We start from the raw sequence: 11,678 nt of genomic DNA on the forward strand, positions 1-11,678 counted from the left end.
CGACGCGACGCCTCCGCGTCACCGGATCGTAAGGAACCTCCTCGATCCGGCGGAGCGGGGGACGGGCAGGGTTGAGCCATGGACACGGTGGGGATCATCGGGGGCACGGGGCTCGCCGCGTTGATCGACGGGGAGACGCAGGAGCACGCCACGCCGTTCGGTCCGGCGACGGTCACCTCCGGTGAGCTCGCCGGCCGGCCGGTCGCCTTCCTCGCCCGTCACGGCGATGGGCACACCATCCCGCCGCACCGCATCAACGCGCGGGCCAACGCCTGGGCGCTCGCCCGCCTCGGCGCGCGCGCGGTCGTCTCGACGGCGGCCGTCGGGTCGCTCCGCGCCGAGCTCCCGACGCAGTCCTGGGCGATCCCCGACCAGCTCCTCGATCGCACGTGGGGTCGCGCCGACACCTTCTTCGACGGCTCGCTCGTGCGGCACCTGCCGTTCGCCGAGCCGTTCTGCCCCGACCTCCGTCGCGCAGCGGTCGAGGCGGTGCCGGATGCCGCGCCGCGGGCGACCGTCGCGGTGATCCAGGGTCCGAGGTTCTCCACGCGGGCCGAGGCATCCGTCCTCCGGGACGCCGGCGCGGACCTCGTGAACATGACCCTCTGCCCCGAGGTGGCGCTCGCCGCCGAGCTCGGCATGGGCACCGTGACGCTGTGCCTCGTGACCGACACCGACACCGGGCACGTCGAGGACGACCCCGACGCGGTGACCGCCGAGCTCGTCTTCCGCCGCCTCGCCGAGGCCCGGCCGCGCGTGCTCGCATCGCTCGAGCGGATCGTCGCCGCGATCCCGGCGGACTACGCGCCGCGCGAGCTCATCGACGGCGACGCGATCGCCCAGGTGCTCGGACTCCCGGTGGTGCGATGACGGTCCTCGTGACCGGCGGTGCCGGGTTCATCGGCGGCGAGGTCGTGCGGCTCGCCCTCGAGCGGGGCGACGCGGTGCGGGTGCTCGACTCGCTGCGACCCGACGTGCACGCGGCATCCGTCTCGCTGCCCGACGGCGTCGAGCTCGTGCGCGGCGACGTCCGCGACCCGGGCGTGCTCGACCGGGCCCTCGTCGGGGTCGGCGCGGTCTTCCACGAGGCGGCGAAGGTGGGCCTCGGGGTCGACCTGCAGGATGCGCCCGACTATGCGGCGTCGAACGTGCACGGCACGGCCGAGCTCGTCGCGGCGATGGAGCGCGCGGGCGTCGGCCGGCTCGTGCTCGCCTCCTCGATGGTGGTCTACGGGGAGGGCGCGTACCGCGACGCCGAGGGTCGGCGCCGGCGGCCCGCCGCGCGCACGGTCGACGACCTCGATGCCGGGCGCTTCGAGCCGCGCGACCCGGAGACGGGGCATCCGCTCGCCCCCGCCCTCGTGGACGAGGACGACGCGCTCGACCCGCGGAACGTGTACGCGCTGACGAAGCTCGCGCAGGAGCACCTCGCCGCGTCGTGGGCGCGGGCGACCGGGGGGCGAGCGGCGCTGCTGCGGTACCACAACGTCTACGGACCGCGGATGCCACGCGACACTCCCTATGCCGGTGTTGCGGCGATCTTCAGGTCGACCCTCGCACGCGGCGAGGCGCCCCGCGTCTTCGAGGACGGCGCGCAGCGCCGCGACTTCGTGCACGTGGCGGACGTCGCGTCCGCGAACCTCGCGGCGGCCGACGCGCTCGGCGACCTTCCCGCCGGCACGACGCGGGCGTTCAACGTCGGGTCCGGCGTGATCACGACGGTCGGCGAACTCGCCGCGGGGCTCGCGCGGGCGATGGGCGGTCCCGCCCCCGTCGTGACGGGGGAGTACCGGCTCGGCGACGTGCGGCACATCACCGCGTCGTCCGCCCGCGCGCGCGCCGAACTCGACTGGATGCCGCGCGTCGCCCTCGCGACGGGCCTGGCCGAGTTCGCGGCGGCGGGAGCGGCACGATGAGCGGCGTCCGCCGCGGCGGGCCGCGGGTCGACCTCGTGCTCCCGTGCCTCGACGAGGAGCGGGCGCTGCCGTGGGTGCTCGGGCGACTGCCCGACGGCGTGCGTGCGATCGTGGTCGACAACGGCTCGACCGACCGCTCCGCCGAGGTCGCGCGCGAGCACGGCGCGACCGTCGTCACCGAAGCTCGGCGCGGATTCGGTGCCGCGGCCAACGCGGGTCTCGAGGCCGCGACCGCACCGCTCGTCGCCTTCTGCGACGCCGACGCCTCCCTCGATCCCGCCGACCTGCCGAGGCTCGTCCGGCTCGTCGAGGAGGGGGAGGCCGACCTCGTGCTCGGGCGCCGGCGGCCGACGAGCGGGTCGGCGTGGCCCGTCCATGCGCGGCTCGCGAACCGCGTGCTCGCCGCGCGCATGACGCGGCGCACGGGCACGCCGCTCCACGACCTCGGCCCGATGCGCGTCGGCGAGACCGCCCGCCTGCAGGCGCTCGGCATCCGCGACCGACGCAGCGGCTTCCCGCTCGAGATGGTGCTGCGGGCCGCGGCCGACGGATGGCGCATCCGCGAGCTCGACGTCCTGTATCGGCCCCGCGAGGGGCGGTCGAAGGTCACGGGGACCGTCCGCGGCACGCTCACGGCGATCGGCGACATGTCGCGCATCTTCCGCGAGGTGCACGCATGACGGCCGTGGCGGTCATCGCGAAGGAGTGCAGGCCGGGTCGTGTGAAGACCCGGCTCACGCCCCCGTTCACGCCCGAGGAGGCCGCCGCGCTCGCCGCCGCCGCGCTCGACGACACGCTGGAGGTCGTGGCCGCGCTCCCGGCCGATCGGCGCGTGCTCTACTTCGACGGCGAGGCCGTGCCGCCCGCGGCGGCCGGATTCGACGTGCTCGCGCAGTCGTCGGGCGACCTCGACGAGCGGCTCGCGCACCTGTTCGACACCGTCGACGAGCCGTTGCTGCTCGTCGGCATGGACACCCCGCAGCTCACGAGCGGCCTCGTCGCGGCGGCGCTCGCCGCGCGCGGCGACGACTCGACCGACGCGTGGCTCGGCCCGGCCGCCGACGGCGGCTTCTGGGCGCTCGCGATGCGCGACCCCGACGGCGCGGTGATCAGGGGCGTGCCGATGTCGCGCGGCGACACCGGGCGACTCCAGCTGGCGCGCCTCGAGGCCGCCGGATTCGTCGTGGGGCTGCTCGACGAGCTCACCGACGTCGACACGGCCGAATCGGCGGCATCCGTCGCGCTCGCCGCGCCGGGCACGCGGTTCGCCCGGCTGCACCGCGAACTCACCGGGGGTCGGCGATGAGCGCCCCGCCGCTCCGGCCGGCGCCCGCGACCACCGGGCCAGCAGCGCCCGACCGGACCGGGGCGAACGGCGGGGAGCCGCGACGCCGCCGCGGCCGACCGGCCGAACTCGCCGACTTCGGCGCGGGTCGCGGCGAACCCTACGTCCGCCTCCTGGCCGGGCAGGACATCGCGTCGTCGCTGTCGCTGCGCGGTGCGGACGGCACGTCCCACCGGCTCGACGCCGGCAGCTGGGTCCGGCCCGCGGGGGAGGCCGACCTGACGGTGCTCGATCGCGCGACCGGCCCGCTGCTCGACGTCGGCTGCGGTCCCGGGCGGATGCTGCACGCTGCGGGCGCGCGATCGATCCCCGCCCTCGGCATCGACGTCATGCCGCACGCGGTCGAACGCGCTCGGACGGCGGGCGGACTCGCGCTGCAGCGCTCGGTCTTCGACCGGCTCCCGCTCGAGGGGCGGTGGCGGAGCGTGCTGCTCCTGGACGGCAACATCGGCATCGGCGGCGAACCGGCCGCGCTGCTGCGGCGGTGCGCGGAGCTCGTGGCCGAGGGCGGCCAGGTGCTCGTGGAGGTCGATGCCGACGCCGACCTCGCAGTCGTCGGCCACTGCACGCTCGTCGACGACGGCGGGCGCGAGAGCTCGCCGTTCCCCTGGGCCCGCGTCGGCTGGGCGGTCGTGGCCGCGCTCGCGTCCGACGCGGGGCTCGTGGTCGTCGAGCACTGGGACGCCGCGGGGCGTCACTTCGTGCGGGCGGTTCGCTCTGCTCGGAGGAGCCTCGTGCGCGAGACGCGCAGCGCGATCGCGGCGACCGCCAGCAGCACCGCCCAGATGACCGCGAGCGCGATGCCGTAGGAGCCGACGAGGATCGTCGGGTTCGGGGTGCCGAGGGTCGAGGCGACGAGCGCGGGCACCGTGATGGCGGTCAGGACGGCGCCCACGACGAGCGCGCCCTGCGCGACCGCGACGCCGCGATCCCCGACCCGCGCGCGCACGCGTGCGGCGCCGAGCCCGACCGCGACGACCACGGGGGCGACGACGCCGTCGTGGAGCAGGATCGCGGCGCCCACCCACACCATGATGCCGAGCCAGCGCGACGGCGAGATCTCGGTCAGCACGAGGAACCCGCCGAACGCGGCGAGCCCGAGGCCGACGCCGATGACGGCGATGCGCGCCGCCCTCACGAGGTCACCTCGATCCGCCGCAGCCACTTGGTCTGCATGACGCCCGGCCGACCCGGCGCGATCATTCGGGCCGGGTAGCCGTGGTCGACGTCGAGCGTGCCGCCGTTCAGCTCGAGCGCGACGAGCGTGAGCGGGTCGCGCGCGTACTGCGGCGGCATCTCCGTGCGCGCGAACGCACCGCGCTCCTGGAGGCTCTCGATCCGCAGCGGTGCCGTCGGCTCGCCGGCATCCGCCGCGGCCAGCAGGTCGACGAGGCGCACGCCGCGCCACGTCGCCGACTGGCTCCACCCCTCGACGCACGCGATCGGCAGCACCTCCTCGGCCTGCGGCAGGGCGCGGAGGTCGTCGAGCGTGAAGTCGATGGAACCCGACGGCGTCGCGACCGTGAGCACCCAGTCGGGGGCGACGGCGGTCTCGGTCACGCCGGCCTGCGCGGCCGTCCGGTTGATCGGCAGGCCCTGCGGGCCGACGCCCATCCGTCGCGGTGCGAGCACGTTGAGCGGTGCGAGCGCGGGCACCGTCTGCCCGGCCGTCAGGGCGACGGCGGATGCCGCGGCCGCGCCGACCGCGCCGAGGAATCCACGACGCGACACGAACCGTCCCGTGGCATCCGCCCGGTCGTCGGCCGGTCGGCGCCACACCTTCACGATCACCGGCAGCTTGACGCCGAGGTGGATCGCGAGCGCCCCGATGAGCACCCAGGCGAGCGCGAAGTGGGTCGCCCGGAACGGGAACGGGAACGCGTACCACTGCACGAGGTTCATCAGGCCGATCGTCACCTCGACGAGCGAGACGCCGACGAGCACCGCGATCGACGCGCGCTCGAGGAGGTGCGCCACGGACGTCACCGGGGGCCACGTGAACAGCCGCGGGTAGACCGTCCACAGCTTGGCGAGGAGCAGCGGCACCGCTGCGGTGCCCGTGATCACGTGCAGGCCCTGCGTCACGCGGTAGAGCTCGGCCGGTCGCGTCGGCATCGGCAGCCACGGCAGCGGGCTCTGCAGCAGGTGGCTGTAGACGCCCGTGGCGAAGCAGATGAGGAACGCGGCGCCGAGCAGCCGCCCCACCACGACCGTCGTGCGCGGCGACTTCACCGGCGGGTCGGCCGCCGCGTCGTGCGCGGCGCGCATGAGCGGCTCGAGTCGTTCGGCGATCCGGGCCGAGGCGCGTTCGGTGAAGCCGGCCATGGACCCAGTCGACCACCCCGAGGCGGCGGATGCGAGGGGCGGACCTTACGGTTCGCGGATGTGGATGTCGGTGTTCCGTAAGGTGTCCAGCCCTGCCCCGGGCGGAACCTCGTCCGTAGGCTCGGATGGTGCGCGAGGAACTGGATCCGGTGCCGACGGTCGCGGAGGACGCCGACGGCCGCCGTCGGCGTCCCGGACGGCTCGTCCCGGTCGCACCGTGGATCGGCCTCGTGGTCGCGCTCGCGCTCATCGCGCTCGCGATGATCGTGCCGCCGCTGCTCGGCCAGAGCGTGCACATCAGGTCGTTCCCGCCGTTGCACGCCGAGTGGATGCCGCGGCTCGGCCCGGGCACGCTGCCGGCCGTGCTGCTCGCGGTCGCCGCATCCGTCTGGGGCGTGCCGCTCGCGCGGCGACTCGGCTGGGGTGCCCTGCTCTGGGTGGTGTACGCCGCCGCCGTCGCGTGGATGGTCGCGCTCGCGACCGTCGACGGCTGGGACGGGATCGGGCAGGTCCTCGAGCACAAGTACGAGTACCTCGGCACGGCACGCGAGGTCGACGACTTCGGCGCGACCCTCCGCGACTACGTCGCGCACATCCCGCTCGACTCGGAGGACAACTGGCCGGTGCACATCGCCGGGCATCCGGCGGGCGCGCTGCTGTTCTTCGTGGTGCTCGTCAGGCTCGGTCTCGGCGGGGGGCTCGCGGCCGGGTTCGTCGTGCTCCTCATCGGTGCGACCGCGGCGCTCGCGGTACTCACGCTGCTCCGTCGGTTCGGGGCCGAGGAGGCCGCGCGCCGGGCGGCGCCGTTCCTGGCGATGGGTCCCGCGGCGATCTGGTTCGCGGTCTCGGCCGACGGCATGTTCGCCGCGGTCGCCGCCTGGGGGCTCTGCGCGCTCGGCTTCGCCGCGACCGCCCGTCGCCGCCGGGCGATGGTCGCGTGGAGCGTGCTCGCGGGCCTGCTGCTCGGCTACTGCGTGATGCTCTCGTACGGGCTGCCGATCCTCGGCATCCTCGCGCTCGCCGTGCTCGCGCTGGGCCGTCACTGGTGGCCGCTGCCCATCGCCGCGGTCGCGGCGCTCGCCGTCGTGTTCGCCTTCGCGGCGTTCGGCTTCGCCTGGTGGGAGGCGTTCCCCGTGCTCGTCGAGCGCTACTGGGACGGCGTCGCGAGCCGCCGGCAGTTCACCTACTGGGTGTGGGGCAACCTCGCTGCGCTCGCCATCAGCGCCGGGCCGCTCGTCGGCGCCGCGATCGCCGCGACGGGTGCGCGGGCGATCGGCTGGCGTTCCGAGGCCCGCCCCGAACGCGTGGCGATCGTGCTCGCGCTCGCCGCGGCCGCGACGATCGTCGCCGTCGACCTGTCGCAGATGAGCAAGGCCGAGGTCGAGCGCATCTGGCTGCCATTCGTGCCCTGGCTCCTCGTCGGCACCGCACTCCTCACCGAACGCTGGCGTCGTGCCGGCTTCGCCGGCCAGCTGGCCTTCGCGCTCGTGGTGCAGCACCTGCTCGTCACGAGCTGGTGAGGTCGCGCGAACGGGCCCGGTCGCGCGAGATCGAGGTGACGCACCCCTTCGGCCACGGGCTCTCGTACACGACCTTCGAGTACGGCGACGCCGTCGTCACCTCCGACGACGACGGCCTCCTCGTGCTCGTGCCCCGTGACGAACACGGGCGACCGCGACGGCGCCGAGGTCGTGCAGGTGTACACGTCGCTGCCCGGCTCGACGGTCGCGCGTGCGCCCCGCGAGCTCACGGGCTTCGCCAAGGTCGCGCCGGCGGCCGGCGAGCAGCGCGACGTCGAGGCCGACCCCGTGCGCATCCCGCTCACGATCGAGTCCACGATCAGCGAGGTCATGGCGCACCCCGTCGCCGGGCCGATCGTCGGTCAGGCCCTCGCGGCGATGGCGGCCGACCTGCTCGGCGGAGGAGAGCCGACGGGCGAGGACGCCGCCGACCGGCCGGCCGAGACCGCCGGCGGGCTGGGCTCGACGCCGAGGGCATGATGCAGATGATGGGTGAAATGCCCATCGGCCGCGCCGCGATGTTCCCGGGTCCGACGAGCGCGCCGGGCCTCGTGCGTCAGCGGCGTTCCTCGGCGACGGCGTTGCCGCCGTCGACCGCGAGCAGCTGGCCGGTGACGTACGACGCACCCGGGCTCGCGAGCCACGCGATCGCCGAGGCGACCTCGTCGGGGCGCCCGCTCCGCCCGACCGGCACGAGCAGTCCCTCCTCGGCCTCGCTCGGCAGCTGGCTCGCGGTCGCGATCCAGCCGGGCGCGACGGCGTTCGCGGTGATCCCCGACAGCGCCTCGTCGACTGCGAGCGCTCGGACGTAGCCGAGCATGCCCGCCTTCGCGGTCGCGTAGCCGACGTCGCCGCGCGAGGCCATGAGTGGACCGGACACGCTCGACACGCAGATCACGCGCCCCCACCCCGTCTCGCGCATGCCGGGGAGCATCGCACGGGTCAGCAGGAACGCCGTCGTGAGGTTCATCGCGAGGCCCGCGTTCCAGTCGGCGAGCGACATCGTCCCGTCGCCGTGCAGCATCTCGGGGTCGCCCGTGGCGATCATGCCCGCGTTGTTCACGACGATGGTGGGGCGGATGCCTCCTGCCGCGAGCTCGGCCGCGAGGTCGTCGACGTGCTCCTCGAGGTCCAGTCGCGCGATGAGGCCGGTCGCGGTGATGCCGGCGCGACGCAGTTCCTCGGCGCGCTCGTGCACGCGCTCGCTCGTCGCCGTCAGCACGACCCCGGCGCCGAGCTCTCCCAGCGCCTTGGCGGTCGCGAATCCGATGCCCTCGCGGCTGCCGGCGCCGCTGACGATCGCGACTCGTCCGTCGAGGTTCCATGCGGCGGGAAGGTCCATGCCGTCATCCTAGGCAGGCGTGCCGCCGTCCTGGTCAGGGCAGCGGCACCACGCACGCGGGCGCGCGGAGCGCGAGCGCCTCGCGGGCGGCGCCGGTCACGAGGTCGACCTCGACCAGCGCATCGCCGAGCTGCGCCGCCACGACGACCGTGCGGTCGTCGAGGTGCGCGTGGTGGCGAGGCCACGCCGAACCGATCGGCAGCTCCGCCGCCAGGCGCGGGCGCGCGGCATCCGTCGCCTCGAACACCGAGACCGCGTCCTGGCCGCGCACGAGCGCGGTCAGCAGCCGACCCGACGGGGCGCGGTCGAGGTGCGACGGCTGCACGACGGCGTCTCCACCCGGGTCGGCGACCGTCGGCTCGCTGCCGGTCGGCCCGACGCTCGACGCGTCGAGCTCGAACGTGTGCAGGCGACCGTCGAGCTCGCCGACCACGTGCATCAGCCCGCCACCGACGAGCATGTGCCGAGGGCCGGTTCCGGGCGGCAGCTCGAGCGTGCGCACGATCCGGAGCGCGGGGCCCGCGTCGTCCGGCTCGCGTTCGATCCGGATCTCGTGGATCGCGTCGCCGCCGAGGTCGCTCACGAGGTGCGTGCCCCACGGCGTCGCTGCGAGCTGGTGCGCGTGCGGGGCCTCCTGCCGGTCGGCGATCGGCCCGGTGCGGTGGGGGAGCGCCAGCGTGACCGGCCGGCCGAGCTCGCCCGAGGGCTCGAACGGCACGGCCGTGACCGAGCCGCCCGTGTAGTTCGCGACGAGGAGCACGCCCTGCTCGGCCGCGACGACCAGGTGGCACGGATCGGCGTCGCCGTGCTCGACGACCGCGATGGGCGCGATCGCGTCGCCGTCGAGGCGGAAGCTCGCCACCGAACCGGACGAGTCCTCCTGGACCGCGAACGCCAGGTAGCCGGAGCGGGCGACGAACGACGGGTTCGAGGCCGCCGCCGACGTCACGATCCGCCACGCGCCGTCGGCCGAGCGCTCCGCGAGGTGCACCGATGGCGCCGGTCCGTCGGGGGTGTACGACCCGAGGAGGAATCGGCGGCTGCGGGGCTCCAGGGGCGCTGACATGGTTCAGACCCTAGTCGGCACCCGATCCGCCACCTGCTCGGCGGCCGCCGCGACCGGGCGCGCGACCGGCACGAGCCGGGTGAGCTGCGTGACGTGCTTCGGCGTCAGCTCGTCGAGCGTCGCGACCTCGAGCAACTTCATGGTGCGGACGATCTCGCTGCGGAGGATCTCGATGGTCTTGTCGACGCCGCGACGCCCGCCGGCCATGAGGCCGTAGAGGTAGGCGCGGCCGACCAGCGTGAAGCGGGCGCCGAGCGCGATGGACGCGACGATGTCGGCGCCCGACATGATGCCGGTGTCGACGTGGACCTCCATGTCGCCGCCGACCTCGCGGACGACGTCGGGAAGCAGCAGGAACGGCACGGGCGCACGGTCGAGCTGGCGGCCGCCGTGGTTCGAGAGCACGACGCCGTCGACGCCGCGGTCGGCGAGGAGCTTCGCGTCCTCCACGGTCTGCACGCCCTTCACGACGATCTTCCCCGGCCAGATCTGCCGGATCACGTCGAGGTCGTCGAACGAGATGGTCGGGTCCATGGCGGAGTCGAGGAGCTCGCCGACCGTACCGCCCGTCGACGAGAGCGAGGCGAACTCGAGCTTCGGTGTGGTGAGGAAGTTGATCCACCACGCGGGCCGCGGGATCGCGTTGACCACGGTGCCGAGCGTCAGCTGCGGCGGGATCGAGAAGCCGTTCCGCTTGTCGCGCAGTCGCGCGCCCGCGACGGGCGTGTCGACCGTGAAGAACAGGGTGTCGAAGCCGGCCGCCGCCGCGCGCTCGGCGAGGCCGTACGAGATCTCGCGCTGCTTCATGACGTAGAGCTGGAACCAGTTGCGGCCGTTCGGGTTCGCGGCCTTCACGCCCTCGATCGAGGTCGTGCCGAGCGTCGACAGGGTGAACGGGATGCCCGCGGCTCCCGCGGCCCCGGCGCCGGCCTCCTCGCCCTCGGTCTGCATCATGCGCGTGAAGCCGGTCGGCGCGATGCCGAACGGCAGGGCGCTCGGGCCGCCGAGCACCTCGCGGCTCGTGTCGACGTCGGGCACGTTCCGCAGGATCGAGGGGTGGAACTCGATGTCGAGGAACGCCTGGCGCGCGCGGGCGAGGGAGATCTCGGCCTCGGCCGAGCCCTCGGTGTAGTCGAACGGCGCCTTCGGCGTGCGGCGCTTGGCGATCGCGCGCAGGTCGGCGATCGTGAGCGCCTTCTCGAGGCGCCGGTCGGTCGGGTTCAGGGTCGGCGTCTTGAACTTCATGAGCTCGGCGAGCTCGCGGGGGTTCGGCAACTGGCGCTGGACCATGCTGTGCTCTCTTCCTACGGGTGGGCGGGCGCGTCGGGTGCGCCGGCGTCGGGGGTTCGGTCGTCGGCGGGGGCGTCGGCGTGCGGCGCGGGGGAGATCTCGGCGTAGTACCCCGAGATGTGGTCGTGGATGCGCGTGCGCGCGGCCGGGGCATCCGCTGCCCTGATCGCCTCGAGCACGCCGCGGTGCTCCAGGCGCAGCCGTGCGGACGTCGTCGCCCAGTCGGCGATGCGCCCGTGGCCCGCGAGCGCGTAGCCCTCGATGCCGCTGCGCAGGCCCGCCATCGTCGCGGTCACGACCTGGTTGCCGGATGCCTCGGCGAGGGCGAGGTGGAAGGCGGCGTCGAGCGCGAGGAACTCGGCCGGGTCGAGGTCGGGGTCGTCCATGGCGTCGAGCAGTCGCTCGGCGGCCGTGAGGTCGGGGGCGGATGCCGCGGCGAGGTCGCCCGCGACGTGGGTCTCGAGGAGCAGGCGGGTGGCGACGATGTCGCCGACCGGGAAGCCGCTCGCGGCGACCTGCAGTCGCATGAGCGCGCTCATGCCGCCACCGGGCGTGGCGATGATGATCGCGCCCGCGGTCGGCCCCGATCCGGTGTGCGTGCGGATGAGCCCGAGCACCTCGAGCACGCGCAGCGCCTCGCGCACGCTCGATCGGCCGACCCCGAGGTCGGCGGCGAGTTGGCGCTCGCCCGGGAGGCGGTCGCCGGGGGCGAGCTCGCCGTGGAGGAGCTTCCGCTCGACGTGCTCGAGCACGGCCTGCCACGCGCGCGGCTCGATCGAGCGGGCGGATGCCTCGTCGCCCATGCCGTCTCCCTCGCGCGTTCCGGTTCCGGCGCTCCGGCCGTGTCCGTGTGTGGTCAGACCACAGCGTACCA

The 11,678-nt window shown here is 74.7% G+C and carries 13 protein-coding genes; 7 read left to right on the forward strand and 6 right to left on the reverse strand.

The features are described from left to right. The first annotated feature begins 78 nt into the window (after positions 1-78). Genes ABME02_RS10630 through ABME02_RS10650 form a run of 5 tightly spaced genes read left to right on the forward strand, consistent with a single transcriptional unit; the run spans position 79 to position 4,070 of the window. The gene (locus tag ABME02_RS10630; protein ID WP_353815276.1) at positions 79-870 is read left to right on the forward strand and encodes an MTAP family purine nucleoside phosphorylase; all 792 of its coding nucleotides are present in this window, start codon (positions 79-81) and stop codon (positions 868-870) included. Next, positions 867-1,916: an NAD-dependent epimerase/dehydratase family protein gene (locus tag ABME02_RS10635; protein ID WP_353815277.1), complete on the forward strand. Its 1,050-nt coding sequence runs from the start codon at positions 867-869 to the stop codon at positions 1,914-1,916. Before ABME02_RS10630 ends, ABME02_RS10635 begins: the two co-directional genes overlap by 4 nt. Next, positions 1,913-2,596, forward strand: a complete 684-nt coding sequence (locus ABME02_RS10640) for a glycosyltransferase family 2 protein (RefSeq protein WP_353815278.1) — start codon at positions 1,913-1,915, stop codon at positions 2,594-2,596. Before ABME02_RS10635 ends, ABME02_RS10640 begins: the two co-directional genes overlap by 4 nt. Next, the gene (locus ABME02_RS10645; RefSeq protein ID WP_353815279.1) at positions 2,593-3,222 is read left to right on the forward strand and encodes a TIGR04282 family arsenosugar biosynthesis glycosyltransferase; all 630 of its coding nucleotides are present in this window, start codon (positions 2,593-2,595) and stop codon (positions 3,220-3,222) included. The genes ABME02_RS10640 and ABME02_RS10645 overlap by 4 nt, the downstream gene beginning before the upstream one ends. After that, the gene (locus ABME02_RS10650) at positions 3,219-4,070 is read left to right on the forward strand and encodes a class I SAM-dependent methyltransferase (RefSeq protein ID WP_353815280.1); all 852 of its coding nucleotides are present in this window, start codon (positions 3,219-3,221) and stop codon (positions 4,068-4,070) included. Before ABME02_RS10645 ends, ABME02_RS10650 begins: the two co-directional genes overlap by 4 nt. Here ABME02_RS10650 and ABME02_RS10655 read toward each other — a convergent pair. Both ABME02_RS10655 and ABME02_RS10660 read right to left on the reverse strand, forming a co-directional pair. Continuing rightward, positions 3,956-4,399, reverse strand: a complete 444-nt coding sequence (locus ABME02_RS10655) for a hypothetical protein (protein ID WP_353815281.1) — start codon at positions 4,397-4,399, stop codon at positions 3,956-3,958. The genes ABME02_RS10650 and ABME02_RS10655 overlap by 115 nt on opposite strands. Next, positions 4,396-5,586 carry a molybdopterin-dependent oxidoreductase gene (locus ABME02_RS10660; RefSeq protein WP_353815282.1) on the reverse strand — a complete coding sequence of 397 codons (1,191 nt, stop codon included), beginning with the start codon at positions 5,584-5,586 and terminating at the stop codon, positions 4,396-4,398. Before ABME02_RS10660 ends, ABME02_RS10655 begins: the two co-directional genes overlap by 4 nt. 128 nt (positions 5,587-5,714) lie before the next feature. Here ABME02_RS10660 and ABME02_RS10665 point away from each other — a divergent pair, with 128 nt between their 5' ends. Together ABME02_RS10665 and ABME02_RS10670 are read left to right on the forward strand one after the other, a co-directional pair. Continuing rightward, complete coding sequence (locus tag ABME02_RS10665; protein WP_353815283.1) at positions 5,715-7,106, forward strand: hypothetical protein; 1,392 nt, start codon at positions 5,715-5,717, stop codon at positions 7,104-7,106. A 135-nt stretch (positions 7,107-7,241) separates the two neighbouring features. Next, on the forward strand, positions 7,242-7,586 hold the full coding sequence (locus tag ABME02_RS10670; RefSeq protein ID WP_353815285.1) for a fibronectin type III-like domain-contianing protein: 345 nt from the start codon (positions 7,242-7,244) through the stop codon (positions 7,584-7,586). Positions 7,587-7,662: 76 nt separating this feature from the next. Here the strand turns inward: ABME02_RS10670 and ABME02_RS10675 are convergent, their stop codons facing one another. Genes ABME02_RS10675 through ABME02_RS10690 form a run of 4 tightly spaced genes read right to left on the reverse strand, consistent with a single transcriptional unit; the run spans position 7,663 to position 11,607 of the window. Beyond that, a complete protein-coding gene (locus ABME02_RS10675; RefSeq protein ID WP_353815286.1) occupies positions 7,663-8,448 on the reverse strand; it encodes an SDR family NAD(P)-dependent oxidoreductase in 786 nt (261 codons plus the stop codon). A gap of 34 nt (positions 8,449-8,482) precedes the next feature. Continuing rightward, the gene (locus tag ABME02_RS10680) at positions 8,483-9,514 is read right to left on the reverse strand and encodes a lactonase family protein (protein ID WP_353815287.1); all 1,032 of its coding nucleotides are present in this window, start codon (positions 9,512-9,514) and stop codon (positions 8,483-8,485) included. A 3-nt stretch (positions 9,515-9,517) separates the two neighbouring features. Next, positions 9,518-10,804, reverse strand: a complete 1,287-nt coding sequence (locus tag ABME02_RS10685) for an alpha-hydroxy acid oxidase (protein ID WP_353815288.1) — start codon at positions 10,802-10,804, stop codon at positions 9,518-9,520. A gap of 14 nt (positions 10,805-10,818) precedes the next feature. Next, a complete protein-coding gene (locus ABME02_RS10690; RefSeq protein WP_353815289.1) occupies positions 10,819-11,607 on the reverse strand; it encodes a FadR/GntR family transcriptional regulator in 789 nt (262 codons plus the stop codon). Positions 11,608-11,678: the final 71 nt, after the last annotated feature.

This window comes from Agromyces zhanjiangensis (assembly GCF_040496055.1).
GTDB lineage: Bacteria > Actinomycetota > Actinomycetes > Actinomycetales > Microbacteriaceae > Agromyces > Agromyces zhanjiangensis.